Origin of the sequence: Sphaerisporangium sp. NPDC088356 (assembly GCF_040685555.1) — a bacterium.
Lineage (GTDB): Bacteria > Actinomycetota > Actinomycetes > Streptosporangiales > Streptosporangiaceae > Sphaerisporangium.
This window is the reverse complement of sequence record NZ_JBFBIK010000001.1, coordinates 226199-248136: the sequence shown is the minus strand read 5'-3', so window position 1 is coordinate 248136 and position 21938 is coordinate 226199. Positions and strand designations below refer to the sequence as shown.

Sequence of the window (21938 nt, the reverse complement as noted above, 5' to 3'; positions counted from 1 at the left end):
CCCTCGGCGCCCTCTAGCACAACGGCGTCGTGGCCTTGACGCCCCACCCCCCCGCGGGCGCCAGGCCCCCCGGGGCCGCGGCGGCCGCCGACGCCGCGCCGGCGGTGCCGTACCTGCTCGGCGACATGGCCGACGACGCGGCCGGGCTGCTGGACGCGCTCGGCTGGGCGAGCGCCCACGTGCTCGGGGCGTCGATGGGCGGGATGATCGCCCAGACCTTCGCCATCCGGCATCCGGCCAGGACCCGCAGCCTCACCTCCATCATGTCCACGCCCGGCCCGCAGATCGGGGCGCCGACCGAGCAGGCCATGGCCGCGCTCATGTCCCGGCCGGTCTCCGACCGGGAGGCGGCCGTCCGCCGCGCGGTGGAGGTGTGGAAGGTCCTCGGCTCGCCCGGGTTCCCGATGGAGGAGGAACGGATCGCCACTCTCGCGGGCAGGAGCTTCGACCGTTCCTACGACCCCGCCGGGTTCGGGCGCCAGTTCGCGGCGATCCTCGCCTCGGGCGATCGCACCGCCGCCCTCCGGGAGCTGTCGGTGCCCGCTCTGGTGATCCACGGCGAGGCCGATCCGCTGGTCCAGCTTCCGGGCGGCGTCGCCACGGCGGACGCGATCCCGGGCGCCAAGCTCCTCACCTTCCCCGGGATGGCCCACGACCTGCCGCGCCCGCTGTGGCCGGAGATCGCCGCCGCCGTCACCGAGCTCACCGAGCGGGCCGACCGCCCGTAGCCCTCGTCTCGCCCTCGAAGCGCACGGCGAGGCCGTCGAGCAGCTGCTTGAGGCCCAGCTCGAACAGCTCGTCGAGCCGGAGGTCGTAGCCGTCCTCCAGCTCTCCGACGATCCTGGCGAACGTCGGGCAGTCGCCTGACGTGGCGATGGCCGAAAGCGCGGGCGTCTGGAGGTCCATCCACTGGTCCTCCGACAGTCCTGTGGCGGCCTCCTCCTGCGCCGCCCTTTCGAGGTTCGCCGCGATGCTCTGCACGTAGCTGTAGAACAGCACGTGCAGGTCGAGCATGGTCGCGGGGCCGAGGCCATGGCCGTCGAGGGCGCTCAACGCCCACTCGGCGTGGACCATCAGATTGGGCAGCGCCACGGGCCGGGTGAGCGCGGCGACCTGCGCCAGCCACGGATGCCTGCGGTGGATCTCCCACAGCTTGCGCCCCCCGAGCTCCAGGCGAGCCCGCCAGCCGGAGGGCACCTCGGCGGGATAGGACTCCTCGCCGAAGGCGGCGTCGGCCATCAGCAGGATCAGGTCATCCTTGCTGTTGACATGGCGGTAGGGCGACATGGTGGCGACGCCCAGCCGGGCCGCGACGCCGCGCATGGACAGCGCGGCCAGTCCCTCGGCGTCGGCGATCTCGATGGCGGCGCGCACGATGCGCTCGCGGGTCAGCTCGTGGTCGGGGTCGGCCGCGGCGCGGCGACGGGGCCGCTCGGGGGCGGGTTCGAGGGGAGCCACCACGGTGCCGGCCCGGGGCCGGGCCTCTACGAGCCCTTCCTGGCGCAGCGCGGTCAGCGCCTTCGTCGCCGTGGCCAGGGCCACGTCCCACTCCCTGGCGATCCGCCGGGTCGAGGGCACCCGCTCGCCGGGAGCGAGCTCGCCCTCCGCGATGCGCCGCCGGATCTCGGCGGCGATCCGGAGGTACGGCGGATCGGATTTCGCCACCACTGCCGCCTCCCCTTCCTGTACTAGTACAGAGGCTAGCAGCACGAATGCTACTGAGTCGGCATCTGTACTAGTACACGAGGATTAAAACGCCCGTTGGCAGGGCTGTGCATACGCTGTACATTCAGTGGCGTACAACGTATTCGGGAGGTTTCCATGAAGACAGTGCTCATCTCCGGCGCGAGCGTCGCCGGGCCCGCGCTCGCCTACTGGCTGCGCCGCCATGGCTTCACGCCCACCGTGGTCGAGCGCGCCTCCGCGCTCCGGCCGGGCGGCCAGGCGATCGACGTCCGCGGCGTGGCCATGGAGGTCGTCGCGCGGATGGGCATCGAAGCCGAGGTGCGGCGGGCCCGCACCCGGATGCGCGGCATGTCGACCGTCGACGGCGACGGCAACGAGACCTGGCGGTCCACCGAGATGACCTTCTCGGCCGGCCGCCTCGACAGCGGCGACGTCGAGCTGCTGCGCGAGGACCTGACGAGCCTGCTGTACGAGCGGACGCGCGACGACGTCGAGTACGTCTTCGGCGACTCGATCGAAACCCTGGAGGAGGAAGAGCACGGCGTGCGGGCCGGCTTCGAGCACGGGGAGGCTCGCGCCTTCGACCTGGTGGTGGGCGCCGACGGCCTGCACTCCAACGTGCGCAGGCTGGCCTTCGGCGAGGAGGGCCGGTTCATCCACCCCCTCGGCACCCATCTGGCGATCTTCAGCGCGGACAACTTCCTGAACCTGGACAACTGGCAGGTCTGGTACAGGGAGGGCGACGCGGGCTACGGCATCTACCCGGTGCGCGGCAACACCGAGATCAGGGTCACGCTCGGCTTCGCGTCCGAGCCGCCCGGCCACGACTACGGCGACGCCGAGCGGCAGAAGAGGCTCGTCGCCGAGCGGCTGTCGGGCCTGCGCTGGGAGACCCCGAGGCTGCTGAAGGCCATGTGGGAGGCGCCGGACTTCTATTTCGACGCGATGGCCCAGATCCGCGCCGACCGCTGGACGAAGGGCAGGGTCACGCTGCTCGGCGACGCCGGCTACTGCCCCTCGCCGCTGTCCGGCCAGGGGACCAGCCTGGCGCTGGTTGGCGCCTACGTACTGGCCCAGGAGCTCGGCCGGGCGGGCGACGACCACGAGGCCGCGTTCACCCGATACGAGCGGCGCATGCGTCCGTTCGCCGAGCTGAACCAGGCGCTCGCCACCGAGAACCCCGGCGGGGCCGCGTCAGAGGAGTCGATCGACCGCGCGAAGAACGGGATATCGCTCGACGCCGGATGAGCCTGCGTCCGGTACGGCCCTGCGGGCTAACGTGAAGGGATGGAGAGGATCCTCGTCAGCGCGTGCCTGATGGGGCGGCGGGTGCGCTTCGACGGGCGTGCCAAGACCGTCGACGACGCGCTGCTCGCGGGCTGGCGTGCCGAGGGGCGGCTAGTGCCGTTCTGCCCGGAGGTCGAGGGCGGGCTGCCCGTGCCGAGGCCGCCCGCGGAGATCGAAGGTGGCGTCGGCGGCGCGGCCGTGCTGTCCGGCGCGGCCCGCATCCTCACGCCCGAGGGCTCCGACGTCACCCGCCACTTCCTCTCCGGGGCCTACTCCGCCCTCGCCCTGGCTCGCTCCATGGGCATCAGGATCGCCCTGCTGAAGGACGGAAGCCCGTCCTGCGGCAGCCTGCGCATCCACGACGGCACCTTCCGGGGGAGCGTCACCCCCGGCGCCGGGGTGACCGCCGCCCTGCTGGAGGCCGACGGCATCCGCGTGTACGGCGAGGACCGCATCGCCGAGGCCGCGGAGTACCTCGGCGAGCTAGAGGCCACCCTGTAGATCAGGGGCTCACCGGGTCCGCGGTGGAGTCGTCGCCGATGATGGCCTTCTCGTCGGGCTTGTACACGAGCACGGTGTCGACGTACGACCGCAGGGCCGCGTCCAGCCCGACGTCGCGGCCCTCGGCCTCCGACATGAACCAGCGGTGGTCGAGCACCTCGTGGAAGAGCTGCGCGGGCTCCAGCTTGCCGCGCAGGTGCTGCGGGATGGCGTGCACGGTCGGCTGGAAGGTCTCGGCGAGCCAGCGGTGCGCGACGATCGCCTCGTCCTCGTGGCGGAGCCCCTTGGCGACCCGGAAGGAGTCGAGGTCGTTGAGCAGCCGCCTGGCCTGGTTCTCCTCGACGTCGAGCCCGGTGAGGCGGAGCAGGCGGCGCTGGTGGTGCCCGGCGTCCACCACCTTCGGCCGCACGATCAGCCGGGCCGTGCCCGCCTTGCGCCTGACCATCATCTCGGCGACGTCGAAGCCGAGCGAGTTCAGCCGCCGGATCCGCTGGTCGATGAGATGCCACTCGACGTCCTCGACGATCTCCTCCTGTGTGAGCTCGTTCCAGAGCCGGTGGTACCGCTCGCAGAGCTGGTCGGCGAACGCCAGGGGGTCGATCGAGGGGTGCAGGAATCCTCCGGCCTCCAGGTCGAGCATTTCCCCATAAATGTTGACGTAGGCGACGTCGATGTCGTGGGCGCGCTGGCCCTCGCTGATCACCGGGTGGAGCTCGCCGGTCTCCGCGTCCACCAGATACGCCGCGAACGCCCCCGCGTCACGCCTGAAGAGCGTGTTGCTCAGCGAGCAGTCGCCCCAGTAGAACCCGGCCAGGTGCAGGCGTACGAGCAGCACGGCCAGCGCGTCGAGCAGGCGGATCAGCGTGTCGGGACGCAGCGTGCCCGACAGCATCGCGCGGTAGGGGAGCGAGAACTGCAGGTGCCGGGTGATCAGCGCCGAGTCCAGCGGCTCGCCGGCGGCGTCCGTCCTGCCGGTCACGACCGCCACGGGCTCGACGGACGGGGTGTCGAGACGGCTCAGGTCCCACAGGAGCTGGTACTCCCGCTTGGCGTACCGCTCGCTGATCTCCTTGATCGCGTAGACCCGCCCGGACAGCCGGGCGAACCGGACGATGTGCCGGGAGATGCCGCGCGGCAGCGTCACGAGGTGGTGCTCGGGCCAGTTCTCGAGGGGAATGTCCCAAGGCAGACGGATGAGGTCGGGATCGCTGGGAGCGCCAGTCATCTGGAGCGGCAACCCTTTGCTCCTCGAATGTCGGGGATGTTGGGTTCGACGCTAGCCGCTCCGCGGGTTCGGCCGCAGCCCGGTCCGCTGCGTGGACATCCGGGTCCCGCGTAGAGCGCGAGGTCCGCCGCCCGCTGATGACGTCCCGTGCTCATGCCCTCACTCCGGGCGACCGGCGGGACCGGCGGGAGACGCGGTCGACCGGGCCTTTGACGGCATGACGAGCCGCCGCGACTTCACTGGTCTAGACCGGGTCAAAAGGGTGTCGATTCCGCTTCAATTTGTGCCATCATCGGGCGATGACCTGTGCTGTTGTTAGGTTACGGAGGAGTTTCGCGAGGTGTCGGACTTCCCCCTTTGTCGCGGGTCGTTTGCTGGTCGGCTACAGCTCGATCACGGGTTGGCCCATACCACTTGACGCTGTACTGGGATGGACGTACGTTCCTCAAACGTTTAGGAAACTTTCCTAATTGATTGCCCCATTCCTGGAGGGTTGCATGTCCAACTCCGCCGGCACGCCCCGAGAGATCACCCGGCGGCAGATGCTCCGCCGGATCGGCCTTACCGCACTCGTCGCAGGTCCGGCGGCGAGCATGCTGAGCGCCTGTGCGACCAGCGGAGGCAGCTCCGCGGCCTCCCCGACCGCCGCGGGCAGCGGCGCCGCGACCTCGGCTGCCAACCCCTTCGGGGTCAAGGCGGACGCTCCCCTCGAAGTCGTCATCTTCAAGGGCGGTCTCGGCGACAGCTACGCCACCGACGTGCACGAGCCGCTGTACAAGAAGGAGTTCCCGAAGGCCTCCGTCAAGCACGTCGCCACGCAGCAGATCGCCCAGACGCTGCAGCCCCGCTTCGCCAGCGGCGACGTCCCCGACTTCATCGCCAACTCCGGCTCCGACCTGATGGACAACGGCGCCCTGCAGACCGAGGGCCAGCTGCTCGACCTCACCCAGCTGTTCGACGCCCCCTCGCTCGACGACCCGAGCAAGAAGGTCAGGGACACGCTGATCCCCGGCACCGTCGAGTCGGGCCTCATCGCCGGCAAGCCGTACATCCTCAACTACGTCTCCAGCGGATACGGCCTCTGGTACAACGGCAAGCTCTTCAAGGAGAAGGGCTGGACCCCGCCGAAGACGTTCGACGAGTTCAAGACCCTCTGCGAGACCATCAAGAAGGCCGGCATCACGCCCTACGCCTACGCGGGCAAGAACGCCTCCTACTACCAGTACTGGATGATCCTCATCACGGCGGCGAAGATCGAGGGCAACCAGCTCCTGATCGACATCGACAACCTCGAAGACGGCGCCTGGACCCGCGACTCGGTGAAGCAGTCGGCCGCCGCGTGGGCCGAAATCGGCAAGTACATGGACAAGAGCTACGAGGGTCTCATCCACACCGAAGTCCAGACCCGGCAGAACCAGGACAAGGTCGCGCTGTACCCGTCCGGCTCCTGGCTGGAGAACGAGCAGAAGAGCAACACGCCCGACACCTTCGAGTACGCCGTGACGCCGACCCCGAGCCTCACGCCGTCCGACAAGATGCCGTTCGAGGCCATCCGCTCCGCCGCGGGCGAGCCGTACATCATCCCCTCGAAGGGCAAGAACACCCCCGGCGCCCTCGAGTACGCCCGCATCATGCTCTCCAAGGAAGGCGCCAAGGGCTTCACCGAGAAGTCCGGCAGCCTCACCGTCGTCGTCGGCGCCGCCGAGGGCCTGTCGCTGTCCCCGGGCCTCAAGAGCATCAACGACGCCCAGACGGCCGCGGGCGCCAACATCGTCACCTACAGCAGCTTCGAGAACTGGTACAAGGAGCTGGAGACCGAGCTGCGCAAGCAGACCAACTCGCTGATGTTCGGCCGCATCTCCGCCGATGAGTTCTGCGCCAAGATGCAGAAGAAGGCCGACGCGGTCAAGGCCGACTCCTCCACCACCAAGCAGAACCGGACGGTGTAGTAGATCATGCGGCAAGGCGACGGCGGGCTCGCCGCGAGGCTGCTCAACGCGAAGGCCAGGAAGTACGGGTTCATCTTCTCCTTCCTGGTGATCCCGTTGATCCTCTATGTGGTCTTCGTGATCAGTCCCTACGCGCAGGCGTTCTACATCTCGCTGACCAACTGGCGGGGGATCTCCGCGAATCCGCAGTTCATCGGGTTCGAGAACTTCACCCGGCTGTTGGATGACGACGTCTTCTGGGCGGCCGTGCGCCACCACGGGCTCCTGCTGCTCGCCATGCCGCTGATCACCATCGCGATCGCGCTGTTCTTCTCGTTCCTGCTGAACCTCGGAGGGGGCAGCAGGGGCGGGAAGATGACCGGGGTCTGGGGGTCGAAGTTCTACCGGGTGGTCTACTTCTTCCCCCAGGTTCTGGCCGTGGCGGTCGTGGGCGTCCTGTTCCAGGCGATCTACCGCCCCGACCAGACCGGCGTGCTGAACGGCATCCTGAAGTGGGTGGGCGTCCACCAGGTCGGCTGGCTGATCAACACCGACCTCGCCCTCTGGTCGATCATGGGCGTGGTGGTCTGGCAGTCCGTCGGCTTCTACGTCGTGCTGTTCTCGGCGGGCATGTCGGCCATCCCGAGCGACGTCTTCGAGGCGGCGGCGCTCGACGGGGCGGGCCGGTTCAGGCTCTTCTTCAGCATCACGCTCCCGCTGATCTGGGACACCATCCAGGTCGGCTGGGTCTACCTCGGCATCGCGGCCTTCGACTGCTTCGCCCTGGTCCAGGTGCTCTCGGTCGACCGCGGCGGTCCCGACAACGCCACCACGGTGCTGCCCCTGGAGATCTGGCGCACGGCGTTCACCTTCTCCAAGTTCGGCTACGCCTCCGCGATGGGCGTCGCCCTGTTCTTCCTGACCATCACGTTCGCGGCGCTCAGCCTGCGCGTGACGCGCCGCGAGAGGATCGAGCTCTGATGATGGCGACCCAAACCGACGCGGTCCGGGTGGCCAAGGCCTCGCACACGGCCTCCCGGCGCCGGCAGAAGAATTCGGCGGGCGTCTTCGGGGCGCTCTCCCACGTCGCGCTGATCGTGTGGACGATCCTGGTCGTCGGCCCGATCCTGTGGACGTTCCTCGCGTCCTTCAAGACCAACCCCGAGATCGTCGGCGACGCGCCGCTCGCGCTGCCCGAGAGCTTCAGCTGGGCCTCCTGGGGCCGGGCCTGGGAGAAGGCCCACATCGGGCGGTACATGCTGAACACGGTCTTCGTGGTCGGCGTGAGCACGCTCTTCACGATGCTGTTCGGGTCGATGGCCGCGTACGTGCTGGCGCGCTACAGGTTCTTCGGCAACCGGGCGATCTACTACCTGTTCGTGTCGGGGCTGTCCTTCCCGGTGTTCCTGGCGCTGGTCCCGCTGTTCTTCGTGGTGCGGAACCTCGGCCTGATCGACACCCACCTCGGCGTGATCCTGGTCTACATCGCCTACTCGCTGCCGTTCACCGTGTTCTTCCTGACGGCGTTCTTCAAGACGCTCCCCAACTCGGTGGCGGAGGCGGCCATGATGGACGGCGCCTCGCACACCCGCACGTTCTTCCAGATCATGGTGCCGATGGCCAGGCCCGGTCTGATCAGCATCACGATCTTCAACATCCTCGGGCAGTGGAACCAGTACCTGCTGCCGATCGTGCTGCTGTCGGGCAGCGTCGAAGACAAGTGGCTGATCACCCAGGGCATCGCCAACATCAACACGACTGCCGGGTACGAGGCCGACTGGCCCGGCCTGTTCGCCGCGCTGAGCATGGCGATCATTCCGATGCTGATCGTGTACATCATCTTCCAGCGGCAGATCCAGTCCGGCCTCACCGCCGGGGCCGTCAAGTAGCCCCACCGCGGCCCGGCGGGTAGCGGCCGAGGAGGCGGGCGAGCTTCAGGCTCAGATGCAGCGTGAGCCGCTCACCGCCGTCCCTGAGATCGGTGCCCGCCAGCTCCTCCACCCGCCGCAGGCGGTAGTAGAGCGAGGTCCGGTGCAGCCGCAGCCGCTGGGAGGTGGCGTGCGCGCTGCCGGCCAGGTCGAGGTAGACCTCCAGCGTCTCCAGCAGGGGGCGGTGGGCCTCGTCGGCGAGCAGGCGTTCGAGGCCCGGATGCAGCTTGAGCGTGGCGGGCGGCAGCTGGGTCAGCAACCGGTAGACGCCGAGGCCCGACCACTCGGCCGAGGGCCCGAGGGCGGGCATGCGCGCCGCCACCTCGGCGGCCCGCGCGGCCTCCAGGTACGACCCGGCGGCCTGGTCGAGGCGCGAGCGGGGATCGCCCGTGCCCACCACCACGGGGATCTCCATCGCCGCGTGTATCTGCTCGGGACGGGCGGCGCCGGAGAAGAGCAGCACGGCGTGGTCGTACCGCACGAGATGCAGCGTGCGCCGGGGCCCGAGCCTGTGCCGCACGGCCAGCAGTGCCCGTTCCATTTCCTCTCGCACCGGCTCGTCGACCTGGCCGTCCAGCAGGGGACGGGCGACCGCGACGGTGACCGGCTCGGACTGCGGGAAGCCGCCCGCCTCGATCAGGCTCCGCGCGCCGGCCTCGGCGGCGCCGGGGGTGCCGAGCAGCACGCTGGTGACCGCGTCCAGTTCCCGGTGCGCGGCGAGCCCGACGGCGAGGCTCTCGTGGAAGAGCGCGACCCCGACGGCCGAGGCCACCTCGGCGACGACGCCGATCTCTTCCTCCGACATCGGCGGGCCGGCGTCGATGAACCACAGGAAGCCGAGCAGCCGTCCGCCGTGCCGGGCGGGGACGCACACCCGGGGCAGCAGGCCGAGACCGGCGGCGCCCGGGGTACGGATCGGGCCCTCGGCCTCGAAGATTCCGGCGGCGCGCAGCCATTCGCGTACCTCGGGAGTGGTCTCGCGGCGGAGGATCGAGTCGCGCCGTATGTCGTCCAGCGGCTCCATCTGCTGGCTGTAGGCGAGCACGTGCTGTAACCGGTCCTCCAGCATTACGGCCCGGCCCAGCTGGACGGCCAGGCCGTCCACAACCCGTTGCAGCCCGCTAGCCATCGAAAGCCTCCTGAGCGGCAGATTTCATCACATGTAGGACAAACCCCCGCAAGAGTCCCTACAGGTGATGGATGATCTCCGTCAAGAGCGTCTGTAGCGTCCCCGCTGAGTGCAGGCCCAGACTTAGGGGTGACGCCGTGACCGAGTCGTCGATTCACCGCAGGAAAAGACGGCTGTCCGTATTGTTGTTAGCGATCGTGCTCGGTCCGGTAGGACTGGCGGCGGTCCCCGCCTCGGCGGAGCCGCCACCCGAGCCCGCGCACCCGTGGCAGGCCGATCACTGGCCACAGCGCCAGCCCTGGCAGGAACAGGAGCCGACGGCCCTGTTCAAGGGCAAGCCCGGCGGGCCCACCGCGATCGACCCGCAGAACTGGAAGAACCCCGACCATATGACCTGGGAGGACGACTACAAGGGCGTCCCCGGCACCAACTGGTCCGATCCCGCGGGCAAGGGGTCCAAGCGCACGTTCAAGGGTGCGCTGGTCCTCCTCGACTACCCGAACCAGCCCTTCGTGGTCACCCAGCCGGCGAAGTCGACCGTGTTCGGCAACCCGAGCAGCGAGGCGCACGACATCCCTCGTGACCAGGTGGCCAAGTTCTACCAGGACTTCCTCAACACCCCCGGCAAGCTCAACCGGGGCCACACCATCCACGAGTACTGGATGGAGGACTCCGGCGGCAGGTACGGCGTCGAGCTCAACGCCTTCGGGCCGTACAAGATGCCGGGCAAGTCCCACGAGTACGCCATGGAGTTCCAGGGCGGCACCGCCTGCCCGGCGGGGGACACCTGCAACCGCAACATCCGCACCGACGGGCGCGCCGCCTGGGCCGCCGACGCCGGTGAGGACGCCCTGAGCAAGTTCGACTTCGTCTTCTACCTCAGCGCGGGCCAGGACGAGTCGTCGACCTGGCAGGAGTTCGGGCCGATCAAGTTCCCCACGAAGGAGGAGGTGACCGACGACTTCGGGCCGCCGGACCCGAACCTCCCCAACTGGGCGAAGACCCGGTACGTGGACTGGTCCTCCTGGGCCTCGGCCTCCACCATCTGGCCCAACGCCGGCGGGGGATCCTCCACCCAGGCCGAGAGCTCGGGACAGGGCGTGTACGCCCACGAGTTCAGCCATATTCTCGGCATCGGCGACAACTACAACAACCCCTTCGGCGTGCCGCCGCGCCGCGCGTACACCGGCATCTGGGAGATGCTCAGCCGGGGCAGCTTCAACGGCCCAGGCGGCCCGCACAGCCGGTGGACGATCCCGCCGACCGGGGGCGGCTCGATGGGCGCCCAGCACATGCTCAGGAACAAGCTGAAGCTGGAGATGGTGGACGAGCAGAACGTCCTGCGGCTCTCGCGGGAGGCGCTGGCCGAATCCGGCCTGGTCGTCGCCCGGGTGACGGCGCGGGAGGTCCAGCCAGGGGCCAAGGATCTGTCGGGTGTGAACATCGCGCTCGGCACCGGTGACCTCAGCCCGGCGTGCAGCATCCAGACCGACCCGCTGTGCGACGGCCGCGGCTACCAGAACTACACGATCGAGGTCGTGGACCGGGTCGGCTCCGACTCCTTCACGCCCGACTCCGGAGTGCTGCTGGCCAAGACCAAGAACCAGGACCAGGCGCCGTTCGAGTGGGTCATCGACGCCAACCCGCAGGACATCGGCATGACCGACTACGTCCTGCCGGACGGCACGCGGGTTCCGATCACGATCGGCGACTATCGGCAGCTGTCGGACGCCCTGTTCCACGCGGGTACCGACTCCGGCAGCGAGTACGAGTACGTCGACGAGGCCAACCGCCTGCACTTCTACGTACTCGACCTCCAGCGCGACAAGAAGGGCACGCTGTCGTACACCGTCGCCGTGCGCTCGCTGGACGGTGACGGTCCCCAGAAGCGGGGCGTCAGGGTGCTGCCCAGCGCCACGATCGCCAAGGGCACCGAGTGGGCGTCCTGCAGCTTCCCGATCACGAACACCGGCAAGGCCGCGACGCCCGCGGGCCAGCATCCCGAGGATGTCGGCTCGTACCTCAAGTCGGACGTCTACCGCCTGGCCACCACGGTGAGCGGCAAGGGCTGGACCACCTGGGTGCCCAACCAGCTCTCCACCCTTGAGTTCGGCAAGACGGCGCTGGTGCCGGTCTACGCCCAGCGCGGCAAGGGCGGCGACCACCTGGCGAAGCTGAAGCTCACCGCCACCTCCGAGAGCGACCCCTCCAAGAAGGCCACCGCGACCTGCCAGCTGGTCGGCATCTGACCGATCTTCCTTCATGAGCGACCCGGTGGGTACGGCCCGCGCCAGGCCGTGCCCACCGAGTTTTTCGTCCCTCACGGGCACTTCCCCGGCCCGGTGGCATGAGGTAAAGATGGAGCGAAGCTGATCGTCTAGGGCCGCACCCGGGTGTTCACCGGCGTGCCACCCGTCTGACCAGGAAAGGCTCACATGCCGCATATCGACTTGGGGAACGACGCTCCCGGTGTCCGTGGCCTGATGCAGTACCGGCCCGAGACGGGCAGGGTGCTGAGCGAGCTGGCGGAGATCCTGCTGCGCGATGACAACACGTTGTCGCGAGGTGAGCGCGAGCTCATCGCCTCCTACGTCTCCAGCCTCAACCAGTGCAAATTCTGCTCGGCCTCCCACAAGGCCTTCGCGGCGGCGCAACTGCCCGGAGGCGCGGAGACCGTCGCCCACGCCTGCTCGGACGTCGACACCGCCCCGGTCTCCGACAAGGTGAAGGCGCTCCTGCACATCGCCGGGGCGGTCCAGCGACTCGGCACCGAGGTCACCGACGACCACGTCGCCGCCGCCCGCAAGGCCGGCGCGACCGACGTGGAGATCCACGACACCGTGCTGATCGCCGCCGCCTTCTGCATGTTCAACCGCTACGTGGACGGCCTCGCCACCTACGCCCCCGATGACCCCGCCGCCTACGCCCAGATGGCCGAGCAGATCGTCACCGACGGATACATGGCCCGCCTGGCCCCGCGGGGCTGAGCCGCAGGAGCCGGAACGACCGGGCGGGCCCAACGCGCCGGTCGTTCCGGACAGGCGACAACCCCGCGGTCGCGTGGAAAACTCCTCACATGGACAGGTTGGACGACGCGGCGATTTCCACCCGGCTCGACGAGGTGCCCGAGTGGCGCCGGGAGGGCGACGAGATCCGGCGCACGGTGGTGGCCCCCGACTTCCCGACGGCCATCGCCATCGTGAACGACGTGGCCGAGCAGGCCGAGAACCTCAACCACCACCCGGACATCGACATCCGGTGGCGGCGGCTCCACATCGCCCTCATGACCCACGACGCCGGCGGCCTGACCGACATGGACTTCAGGCTGGCCGCCAGGATCGACGCCATCGCCACCGACCACGGCGCCTAGCGGGGCGCCTACCCCAGCGACCAGACTTGCCGGTCTGTCTAGAGGTGTGGACGCCGGGTGATTCCGATGGCTCCGGGCGGCGGGCATACTCGTGGGTAACCGACATGAGTTCGGGCGTGCGCGTTCTACGAGGATCACGGCCTGTTCGACGACTACACCGGCGTGGTGGTCGAAACCGAGGAGGGCCGCAGGATCGCCCAGGCCCTCGGCTCCCACAAGGCGGTCATCCTCCGCAACCACGGCCTGCTGACGGTCGGCGACTCGGTGGACGCCGCCGCCTGGTGGTTCATCACCATGGAACGCTCGTGCCAGGCGCAGCTGCTCGCCAAGGCCGCCGGCCGGGTCGTGCCGATCTCGCACGAGAACGCCAAGCTGACCCACGGCCAGATAGGCAACGACCTGGTGGGCTGGATCAACTTCCAGCCGCTCTACGACCAGATCATCCGCTCGGAGCCCGATCTGTTCGGCTGACGGGGGAAGGGCCCGGCTCACTCGAACAGCGCGGCCGGGGGCACCGGTGAGACCACGGAGTCCCCGTCCCTGATCGGCGCCGCGCCGGCGACGAAGTTCACCAGCCCCTCCTCGTACACGCACCGGGCCTGCGTCAGGCCGCCCGCCGCCTTGCGGATCAGGTCCTGGAGGGGCAGCGGCGCCGGTGAGGCCACCACGATGAGGTTCCCGAACCGGCGTCCCCGCAGGACGCCGGGCTCGGCGAGCAGCGCCACGTGGCGGAACGCGCCGCCCACGGTCGCGACGACGCGGCGCGCGAAGGCGAGCCCCTTGCCGTCGGCGATGTTGACCAGCAGCGTGCCCGGCTCCTTGAGCACGCGGGCGACGTCGCCCATGTACTCGGCCGTGGCGAGGTCGAGCGGCATGACCGCGCCGCTGAACGCGTCCAGGATGAACAGGTCGGCCGAGGCGTCGTGCAGCCCGGCGGCGGCCGAGCGGCCGTCGGCCACGCGGACCTTCAGCCGGGGCACGGACTTCAGGTGCAGCTGGTCCCTGACCAGCTGCACCAGCATGGCGTCGGGCTCGATCACGATGTGCCGGGAGCCGGGCCTGGTCGCGGCGATGTACCGGGGGAGCGTGCAGGCGCCGGCGCCCACGTGGACGACGTCCAGCGGGCCGTCCTCGATCGCGTCGATCACGTCGGCCATGAGCCGGACGTACTCGAAGTCGAGATACGTGGGATCGTCGAGATCCACGTACGACTGGGGGACCCCGGCCATGCTCAGCAGCCAGCCGTTCGGCCGGTCCAGGTCCCGCAGGAGCTCCACCTCGCCGGAGTCCACCGGGTAGCTGCCGGGCAGGGGAGTCACCTCAGCCTTGCGCTTGCCCACACGCTCTCCCATTGCTTCTGATATATCGGGATGTGCCATAACCGGCACTCTTGGGAGAACCGTATGCGCCGCCGAGGACTGCTCGCTCTGGTTGTGGTGAGTCTCGTCATCGTCGCGGCGGCGCTCGTGGCCCTGGTCGTCGACTCGCGCCGGGTGACCGGGAGCCCCAGGGTGACCGGCCAGGCCTACCTCGACGCCTGGGCGGCCGAGAACCTCGCCGAGATGCGCGAACTGGTCGCGTCCCCGCCGCCCGACTTCCTGGACCAGCACCGCCGCCTCAGCACCGATCTGCAGATCCTGTCCATCAAGCTGACGCCGGGCGCGGTCGTACGGCGGGGCGAGCGCTCCGCGGACATGCCCTTCGAGGGGGCCAGGCAGATCGGCGAGCTGGGGCAGTGGAAGTTCTCCTCCGTGCTGCATCTCGCGGTCAGGGACGGCGGGTGGAAGGTCGTCTGGACGCCCGAGACCCTCCACCCCGGGCTGGCGGCGAACGAGCGGCTGCGCATGACCGAGATCCCCGTGCCGGGGACCGATCTGCTCACCCGGCAGGGGAAGCCGCTGCCCCACGACAGCGGGGCCGAGAGGTACTTCAAGGACCTCACCGGCAGGGTCGACGACCTGTACGTGGACCCGCCGACCGGGTGGGCGATCGAGGCGGTGGCCTCCACCGGCAAGTCCAGGAGGCTCGTGGTGTTCCGCCAGGCGGCCGAGCGGAGGTTCCGCACGACCCTCGACTGGTGGACGCAGGCCGCCGCGGCACGCGCGCTCGACGGCGTATCCGACCCGGCCGCCATCGTCGCGGTGAGGCCGTCCACGGGGGAGGTGCTGGCCGTGGCCGACCGGCTGCCGGGCCAGGGCGCCTTCTACAGGCCCTACCCCGTCGAGGATCTGGGGGAGGGCGGTCTCCGGCGGGAGGCGGCGGAGTTCGGGTTCGGCGGGAAGCTGAAGTCGGGCCTCGGCGGGGTCTGCGGGACCGTGCGCGACGCCGGGAACGGCGACCAGCCGGGTGCGGACGCCATCGGGCGGAACTCCGTGCGGGCCACCCCGCTGTGCATGGCGCTGGTCGCCGCCGCCGTCCAGAACGGCACGTGGCGACCGCCGAGGCTGATGTCGGAGGACGCCGTCGGGCGGCTGGAGACCGACGGGCGCCCCAGGCCGAGGAAGCTGCCGCCGCAGGTCCTCGCTCCGCTGCGTTCGACGATGACGGCGGTGGTGACCGACGGAACGGCCGCCCCGTCCGGCCTTCCCGCGGGCGTCGCGGGCAAGACCGGCACGGCGCGGGCCGCCTCGGGGGAGGACCACGCCTGGTTCGTCGGCTACCGCGGCGACCTCGCCTTCGCGGTGCTCGTCGAGCACGGTGGCACGGGCGCCGCCGCCGCCACCCCCATCGCCGTGCGCTTCCTGGACGCCCTCTGAGAGCGTTCCCCAGTACGTCGCGGTCTCACTGGTGGTCTACGCCGCCGGCTGAGGCCTCCTGGGCGAGCCTGCGCGCGGCGAGCTCGGCGTAGAGCGCCGCGCCGTCGGCCAGCACGGCGTCGTCGAAGGCAGCCTCCGGCGCGTGGTTGTAGGCGGCCTTCGACGGGTCGGCCCCCGCCGGGCAGGCGCCGAGGGCGACGAATGCCGAGGGCACCTCCTCGCAGACGAACGAGAAGTCCTCCGAGCCGGCGAACGGCTGGGGCGCCCTGATGAACCGCCGCTCGTCGAACACCTCGCGCACGGTCGCGCCGACGAACTCCGCCTCCGCCGCGCTGTTGACGGTGACGGGATAGCTCACGTCATAGTCGGCATCGACCTCCAGGCCGTGCGCCGCGGCGATGCCCCTCACGAGCCTCAGAACGCGCTCCTGGACGCGCTCGTGGGCCGCCGTGGAGAAGGATCTGACCGTCGCCTCGAAGCGAGCCTCGCCGGGGATGACGTTGTCGGCGGTGCCGGCGTGGAAGCTCCCCACGGTGACCACCACCGGGTCGAACACGTCGAAGCCCCGCGTGACCATGGTCTGGAGCGCGGTGACCATCTCGCACGCGGCGGGGATCGGATCGCTCGCGAGGTGCGGGGTCGACCCGTGCCCGCCCGAGCCGCGCACGGTCACGGTCAGCCGGTCCGCCGCCGCCATGATGGGGCCGCTCCTGGTGACGAAGACTCCCCGCGGCAGCAGAGAGCTGATCACGTGCAGCGCGTACGCCGCGACGGGACGCCGGCCCGAGGCGTCCAGCACGCCCTCCTCAATCATGATCTTCGCGCCGCCCGCGCCCTCCTCGCCGGGCTGGAACATGAAGACGATGTCGCCGGCCAGCCGGTCGCGCCGGGCGGCGAGCAGGTGCGCGGCGCCGGCCAGCATGGCGGTGTGCAGGTCGTGCCCGCAGGCGTGCATGCGCCCGGCGAGCTCCGAGACCACCGGGGCGCCGCTCCGTTCCGTCACGGGGAGCGCGTCCATGTCGCCGCGGAGCAGTACGGTCGGGCCGGGCCGCGCGCCGCGCAGGACGGCGGTGACCGAGCTCAGCCGCGCGCCGGTCGACACCTCCAGGGGCAGGCCCGCCAGTGCGCCGAGCACCTTCTCCTGGGTCCTCGGCAGGTCCAGGCCGAGCTCGGGCTCACGGTGCAGCGCGTGGCGCAGCCGTACGAGCTCACTGCTGATGTCTTCGGCGGCTTCGCGAAGTGACACCGGCGTCCCTCCAAGAGTTTCGTCGCCGACATGTCCTGCATGTCAGCGCACTTCCCACGATATTGCCGGGCTTTTTAAGTACTGGACAGCATTTGACGTTGATTTGGTCTGGTAACCGGTCCTTTCCGGATATGAACGGAAACGTGGGGCTGGAGGTGGCCTTCATGCCATGAGCGGATCGCCGATCATGGAATCCTCGGCCGACCTGGGAGGACGATATGCAAGATGTGCGGGCCGAGGTAGGCCGTCACTGGTGGGTGCTCGCGGTACGGGGCGCCTGCGCGATCCTGTTCGGCATCCTGGCCATCGTGTGGCCCCTGATCACGCTCCTCACGCTGGTGATCCTCTTCGGAGCCTTCGCGATCGTCAGCGGGGTCTTCACGCTCATCGGGGCTTTCCGGGGGGACCATCCCGGTGACTCCAAGATCTGGATGATCGTCTCCGGCGTCGTCGGCGTCCTGGCCGGTATCGTCGCCTGGGTCTGGCCGGGGATCACGGCGCTCGCACTGCTCCTGCTGATCGCCGCCTACGCGGTCGTCATCGGCGTGGTCGAGATCGTCGCGGCGTTCAGGCGCAGGAAGGCCACCGGCGAGACCGACTGGATGTACGCGCTCAGCGGGGTCCTCGCGGTGATCTTCGGAATCCTGCTGTTCGTCTGGCCCGCGTCCGGCGCGCTCGCCCTGACCTGGCTGATCGGCATCTTCGCGATCGTGTACGGCGCCTCGCTGGTGTACCTGGCCGTCCGGGACCGGGGCGTCGGTCACAGGGGGACCGCGGGATCGGCCGCGCACGCCCACTAGAACGCCGCCGGGAAGCCTTTCGGCAAAAGAATTAGTGTGGCAGGGCAGATGTGCCGGAAAGTATGAACATATGTGCCCGGGTGACGGGGAATAATCTGGCGTAAGTGTCCAGCTCCGCATGGGAGGGCACATGAGCGTCCTCGGCCGTCTGGCCCGCCACCTCCTCGTCGACGGCTACCGGCTGGAGCTCGACCTCGAACGTAGCGGCGGATCCTGGATCGTGGACGCCGGCACCGGCCGCCGCTACCTCGACTTCTACACCTTCTTCGCCTCGGCCCCGCTCGGGGTGAACCCGTTCGACGACGATCCGGAGTTCCTGTCGCTGCTCGGCAGGGTCGCCGCCAACAAGCCGGCGAACTCCGACCTCTACACGTCCCACCTCGCCGACTTCGCCGACACCTTCGCCCGGGTGCTCGGCGATCCGGAACTGCCCCACCTGTTCTTCGTCGAGGGCGGCGCGCTGGCCGTGGAGAACGCCCTCAAGTGCGCCTTCGACTGGAAGAGCCGCCTCAACGAGGCCGCCGGCCGCCCCCGCGAGCTCGGGACCAAGGTGCTGCACCTCACACGCGCCTTCCACGGCCGCAGCGGGTACACCTTGTCGCTGACCAACACCGAGCCGGCCAAGACCGACCGCTTCCCCGCCTTCGACTGGCCGAGGATCGAGGTGCCTGCGATCCACTTCGGGGACGTGGAGGCGGCCGAGGAGCGGTCGCTGGCCCAGGCCCGGGAGGCCTTCGACCGCCACCCCCACGACATCGCGTGCTTCATCGCCGAGCCCATCCAGGGCGAGGGCGGGGACAACCACATGCGCCCCGAGTTCCTGCGGGCCGTCCAGGACCTGTGCCACGAGCGGGACGCGCTGTTCGTCCTCGACGAGGTGCAGACCGGCGCCGGCCTCACCGGCACGCCTTGGGCCTACCAGCAGCTCGGCCTGGCGCCCGACATCGTGGCCTTCGCCAAGAAGGTGCAGGTCGGCGGGATCATGGCCGGCCGCAGGGTGGACGAGGTCGAGGGCAACGTGTTCCAGGTGAGCGGGCGGATCAACTCCACGTGGGGCGGCGGCCTCGTCGACATGGTCCGTTCCCGCAGGATGCTGGAGATCATCGAGCGGGACGGGCTGATCGCCCGTGCCGGAGTGCTCGGGGAGACCCTGCTCGACGGCCTGCGGCGGCTGGAGGAGGCGTTCCCCGGCCTGGTGCTCAACACCAGGGGGAGAGGCCTCATGTGCGCCTTCGACGTGACCTCGGACAGGGACCGGCTGATCACCTCGCTGCGGGACGACGAGGGAGTGCTCGTCCTGCCGTGCGGGGAGCGGTCGGTACGGCTCCGCCCCGCGCTGTCGGTGACCCCTGAGGAGATCGGGCACGGCCTCGCGGCGCTGGGCCGTGCGCTCACGGCGGTGCGGGACGCGGTGACCGTGCCCGCCTGACGGCCGCCGGGGCCCGCGCCCTCACGGGGACGCGTTTCCCCTCCACAGGCCGATGGCGGTCCCCCGGGAATCCGCGCCCAGCTTGGAGTAGATGCGGTTGACGTGGTTCTTCACCGTCTTCTCGCTCAGGAACAACCGTTGTGCGATCTCTCCGTTCGAGTGACCCGTCGCGATCAGCTCCATCACCTCAGCCTCGCGTTTGCTCAACCCGGTGTGCGCGTGCTCGTTGTACGTGGCGTCATCGACACTCATCCGGCCTCCGGTGGCACGAATCATTGTCAGATCGCCGAGCCCCCCGCGCCGGCGGCGTAGCGGTTCTGTGCGAGCATAGCCCGCCGTGTGAATCTTTGGGGTGCATGCTGCCCGAAAAAGGCTGCTATCCACGTAAAAGGGGGGAAATGCCCGGAAAAGCGTGATGGCCGGTCCGTCTGGACCGGCCATCACCCCGCTTGGGGTGAGTGATGGGACTTGAACCCACGACATCCAGGACCACAACCTGGCGCTCTGCCAACTGAGCTACACCCACCATGCCCCGCGGTCAGCACCGCGGCACTGGGAAAAGTGTAGCGGGCTTTGGGAGGTTCTGACGCCGTGGCGCGTCAAGATCCGGATATGGCTTCGGCGACCTCGCGTGCGGTGGCCGAGTCGGGGCCCGGCTGGGGCACGAAAACGGCGGCGCGGTAGTACCGCATCTCCTGGACGCTCTCGGTGATGTCGGCCAGCGCGCGGTGGCCGCCCTGCTTGGCCGGTGAGGCGAAGTAGACGCGGGGATACCAGCGGCGGACCAGCTCCTTCACCGAGGAGACGTCCACCATGCGGTAGTGCAGGTAGCCGTCCACGGCGGGCATGTCACGGGCGATGAAGGAGCGGTCCGTGGAGATGGAGTTGCCGCACAGCGGCGCCCTCTTCGGCTCGGGAACATGCCTACGGATGTACTCCAGAACCATGGACTCGGCCTCGGCGAGCGTCACACCGTCGCCGAGCGCGGTGAGCAGCCCGGAGGAGGTGTGCATCTGCCGCACGACCTCCGACATCTGCTCCAGCGCCTCCTGCGGCGGCTTGATGACGACGTCCACGCCCGCGTCCAGCTGGTTCAGCTCGCCGTCGGTCACGACGCACGCGACCTCCACCAGCGCGTCACGGCCGAGATCGAGCCCGGTCATCTCACAGTCGATCCAGACCAACAGGTCACTCATAATGCCCAGCGTAGTGCCCGGTCATGAGGCCTTGAGAGAGTCCAGTACGCGATCGATGACCGAGGTGTCCAAATTGTCCGGTACGGAGGCGTAAAGCATGGAAGGTCGCTGTCCGGAACCCTGATCCACCACGAGAATCACGCCCTGTTCCTTCTTGAACTTCCAGCCCGACTTCTTGGCCTGGCCGGTGAAGTCCATCTCGAACCGCAGGATCCACGCCTTCTTGCCGCTGACGTCGAGCGCGGCGTCCTTGACGATCTTCCGCTTGTGCGGGGGGCTGTAGAAGAGCTTCTCGTAGTTGACCAGCACGGTGCCGGCCACGTTGCGAAGATCCTGGGGCCCGGAGTAGGAGAAGGCCTCCGGCAGCCGGCAGGTCAGGACCTGGCCGACCCAGTTGTGGTCCTGGCCGTCGAAGTTCTCCTGGGAGACGGCCTCGAAGCCGCTGCTCCACTGCGGGAAGTTCGGGTCCTCGGGACCGGTGCCGTTCAGTTCCGCCCACGTCGGCACCGTCCACTTGGAGCCGGGGAACACGTACGAAAGGCCCGTGCGCGGGTCGCTGATGACGTTGCCCTTGGGCTGCGGCAGCTCAGCCGGGAGGTCCGTGGAGCTCGGGTCCGGGGTGGGGGTGGTCTCCAGCGGCGGGGTGACCTGCGGGTCCGAGGGCTCCACGGTGTTGGTCGGAGCCGGGGTCCCGGCGGCGATCGGGTCGCTGTCGCGGTTGACGACGCTGATACCGATCACCAGGGCCACGACCAGGAGGATCACCACGGCGCCACCGCCGATGACCCAGGGGATCATGCTCTTCTTCGGCGGCGGGGGTCCCTGAGGGCCGAACTCCGGCACCGGGAACTGGGCCGTGCCGCCCTGGTTGCCCCACTGCCGCGGTCCCGCGGGGCCGCCGTACGGGCTCCCGGGCGCGCCGAGCGGTGCCGTTCCCTGCTGCGCCGGCGGCGCGAACTGGGCCGGTCCCTGCTGCGGGTAGGGCCCCTGACCCTGTGGCGGGGCGGGCTGGGCGTACGGCCCCGTACCGGGCTGCGGGTGCGAGCCCGTGCCCGGCTGGGGGCCCTGTCCCGTGCCGGGCTGCGGGTAGGCCCCCGTGCCCGGCTGGAACTGCGGTCCCGTGCCGGGCTGGAACTGCGGTCCCGTGCCGGGCTGGAACTGCGGTCCCGTGCCGGGCTGCGGCTGGGGTCCCGTGCCGGGCTGGGGGTTCGGTCCCGTGCCGGGCTGCGGGTGGGCGCCCGTGCCAGGCTGCGTCCCGACCCCGGGCTGTGCCCACTGGCCGGTGGTCACGGGCCCGCCCTGCCCCGCCGGACTCTCCAGCGGGTGGGTGGCGTCCGTCCACTGCGTGCCATCCCACCAACGCAGTTGGGGGCTTCCGTATGGGTCGGGGTACCAGCCGGCGGGGGTCTGCGTCATGTCCGTCAGAATAGTGACATTGCCGCTTATTGCGCATTTGG

The 21938-nt window shown here is 69.6% G+C and carries 19 protein-coding genes, 1 tRNA gene and 2 pseudogenes; 13 read left to right on the top strand and 9 right to left on the bottom strand.

Translation table 11 applies throughout. From position 1 onward, the window contains the following. Positions 1–35 precede the first annotated feature (35 nt). Positions 36–728, top strand: coding sequence for an alpha/beta hydrolase (locus AB0O34_RS01120; protein ID WP_363911236.1), 693 nt, complete (start codon positions 36–38; stop codon positions 726–728). Here AB0O34_RS01120 and AB0O34_RS01115 read toward each other — a convergent pair. Further along, positions 703–1665 carry a GntR family transcriptional regulator gene (locus AB0O34_RS01115; RefSeq protein ID WP_363911234.1) on the bottom strand — a complete coding sequence of 321 codons (963 nt, stop codon included), beginning with the start codon at positions 1663–1665 and terminating at the stop codon, positions 703–705. The two genes, AB0O34_RS01120 and AB0O34_RS01115, sit on opposite strands and share 26 nt — an antisense overlap. Before the next feature lie 156 nt (positions 1666–1821). On the opposite strand from AB0O34_RS01115, the gene AB0O34_RS01110 reads away from it, so the two are divergent. Both AB0O34_RS01110 and AB0O34_RS01105 read left to right on the top strand, forming a co-directional pair. Next, positions 1822–2934: an FAD-dependent monooxygenase gene (locus tag AB0O34_RS01110; protein ID WP_363911232.1), complete on the top strand. Its 1113-nt coding sequence runs from the start codon at positions 1822–1824 to the stop codon at positions 2932–2934. 39 nt (positions 2935–2973) lie between these two features. Continuing rightward, entirely contained in the window at positions 2974–3474 is a 501-nt protein-coding gene (locus AB0O34_RS01105) for a DUF523 domain-containing protein (protein WP_363911230.1), read from the top strand. A gap of 1 nt (position 3475) precedes the next feature. Here the strand turns inward: AB0O34_RS01105 and AB0O34_RS01100 are convergent, their stop codons facing one another. After that, positions 3476–4699, bottom strand: a complete 1224-nt coding sequence (locus tag AB0O34_RS01100) for a DUF4032 domain-containing protein (protein WP_363911228.1) — start codon at positions 4697–4699, stop codon at positions 3476–3478. A 497-nt stretch (positions 4700–5196) separates the two neighbouring features. On the opposite strand from AB0O34_RS01100, the gene ngcE reads away from it, so the two are divergent. The 3 genes from ngcE to AB0O34_RS01085 are packed head-to-tail and all read left to right on the top strand — an operon-like array spanning position 5197 to position 8516. Continuing rightward, on the top strand, positions 5197–6648 hold the full coding sequence (ngcE, locus tag AB0O34_RS01095) for an N-acetylglucosamine/diacetylchitobiose ABC transporter substrate-binding protein (protein WP_363911226.1): 1452 nt from the start codon (positions 5197–5199) through the stop codon (positions 6646–6648). A gap of 6 nt (positions 6649–6654) precedes the next feature. Beyond that, positions 6655–7608, top strand: a complete 954-nt coding sequence (locus AB0O34_RS01090) for a sugar ABC transporter permease (protein ID WP_363911224.1) — start codon at positions 6655–6657, stop codon at positions 7606–7608. Further along, complete coding sequence (locus AB0O34_RS01085; RefSeq protein WP_363911222.1) at positions 7608–8516, top strand: carbohydrate ABC transporter permease; 909 nt, start codon at positions 7608–7610, stop codon at positions 8514–8516. The genes AB0O34_RS01090 and AB0O34_RS01085 overlap by 1 nt, the downstream gene beginning before the upstream one ends. Here AB0O34_RS01085 and AB0O34_RS01080 read toward each other — a convergent pair. Next, entirely contained in the window at positions 8509–9684 is a 1176-nt protein-coding gene (locus AB0O34_RS01080; protein ID WP_363911220.1) for a helix-turn-helix domain-containing protein, read from the bottom strand. The genes AB0O34_RS01085 and AB0O34_RS01080 overlap by 8 nt on opposite strands. A 197-nt stretch (positions 9685–9881) precedes the next feature. Here AB0O34_RS01080 and AB0O34_RS01075 point away from each other — a divergent pair, with 197 nt between their 5' ends. The 4 genes and pseudogenes from AB0O34_RS01075 to AB0O34_RS01060 form a co-directional block, all read left to right on the top strand. After that, complete coding sequence (locus AB0O34_RS01075; protein ID WP_363911218.1) at positions 9882–11933, top strand: M6 family metalloprotease domain-containing protein; 2052 nt, start codon at positions 9882–9884, stop codon at positions 11931–11933. A 186-nt stretch (positions 11934–12119) separates the two neighbouring features. After that, positions 12120–12671 carry a carboxymuconolactone decarboxylase family protein gene (locus tag AB0O34_RS01070; RefSeq protein WP_363911216.1) on the top strand — a complete coding sequence of 184 codons (552 nt, stop codon included), beginning with the start codon at positions 12120–12122 and terminating at the stop codon, positions 12669–12671. Positions 12672–12760: 89 nt separating this feature from the next. Then, positions 12761–13054: a 4a-hydroxytetrahydrobiopterin dehydratase gene (locus AB0O34_RS01065; protein WP_363911214.1), complete on the top strand. Its 294-nt coding sequence runs from the start codon at positions 12761–12763 to the stop codon at positions 13052–13054. A 132-nt stretch (positions 13055–13186) separates the two neighbouring features. Beyond that, positions 13187–13525: pseudogene (locus tag AB0O34_RS01060) on the top strand (class II aldolase/adducin family protein); the annotation flags it as partial. 17 nt (positions 13526–13542) lie between these two features. Here AB0O34_RS01060 and AB0O34_RS01055 read toward each other — a convergent pair. Then, positions 13543–14394 carry a fused MFS/spermidine synthase gene (locus tag AB0O34_RS01055; protein WP_363911212.1) on the bottom strand — a complete coding sequence of 284 codons (852 nt, stop codon included), beginning with the start codon at positions 14392–14394 and terminating at the stop codon, positions 13543–13545. A gap of 63 nt (positions 14395–14457) precedes the next feature. On the opposite strand from AB0O34_RS01055, the gene AB0O34_RS01050 reads away from it, so the two are divergent. Beyond that, positions 14458–15810, top strand: coding sequence for a penicillin-binding transpeptidase domain-containing protein (locus AB0O34_RS01050; RefSeq protein WP_363911210.1), 1353 nt, complete (start codon positions 14458–14460; stop codon positions 15808–15810). Between the two features lie 25 nt (positions 15811–15835). On the opposite strand, the gene AB0O34_RS01045 is transcribed toward AB0O34_RS01050, so the two are convergent. Further along, a complete protein-coding gene (locus AB0O34_RS01045; RefSeq protein WP_363911208.1) occupies positions 15836–17056 on the bottom strand; it encodes a M20 family metallopeptidase in 1221 nt (406 codons plus the stop codon). Between the two features lie 218 nt (positions 17057–17274). On the opposite strand from AB0O34_RS01045, the gene AB0O34_RS01040 reads away from it, so the two are divergent. Then, a complete protein-coding gene (locus tag AB0O34_RS01040) occupies positions 17275–17856 on the top strand; it encodes an HdeD family acid-resistance protein (protein WP_363911206.1) in 582 nt (193 codons plus the stop codon). Positions 17857–17986: 130 nt separating this feature from the next. Beyond that, positions 17987–19285, top strand: coding sequence for an L-lysine 6-transaminase (lat, locus tag AB0O34_RS01035; protein ID WP_363911204.1), 1299 nt, complete (start codon positions 17987–17989; stop codon positions 19283–19285). A 21-nt stretch (positions 19286–19306) separates the two neighbouring features. On the opposite strand, the pseudogene AB0O34_RS01030 reads toward lat, so the two are convergent. The 4 genes and pseudogenes from AB0O34_RS01030 to AB0O34_RS01015 form a co-directional block, all read right to left on the bottom strand. Further along, a pseudogene (locus tag AB0O34_RS01030) lies at positions 19307–19495 on the bottom strand (LuxR C-terminal-related transcriptional regulator); the annotation flags it as partial. A gap of 240 nt (positions 19496–19735) precedes the next feature. Then, a tRNA-His gene (locus AB0O34_RS01025) sits at positions 19736–19811 on the bottom strand. Positions 19812–19884: 73 nt separating this feature from the next. After that, a complete protein-coding gene (gene orn, locus AB0O34_RS01020) occupies positions 19885–20481 on the bottom strand; it encodes an oligoribonuclease (RefSeq protein WP_363911202.1) in 597 nt (198 codons plus the stop codon). A gap of 21 nt (positions 20482–20502) precedes the next feature. Further along, the gene (locus AB0O34_RS01015) at positions 20503–21897 is read right to left on the bottom strand and encodes a DUF2510 domain-containing protein (RefSeq protein WP_363911200.1); all 1395 of its coding nucleotides are present in this window, start codon (positions 21895–21897) and stop codon (positions 20503–20505) included. Positions 21898–21938 lie beyond the last annotated feature (41 nt).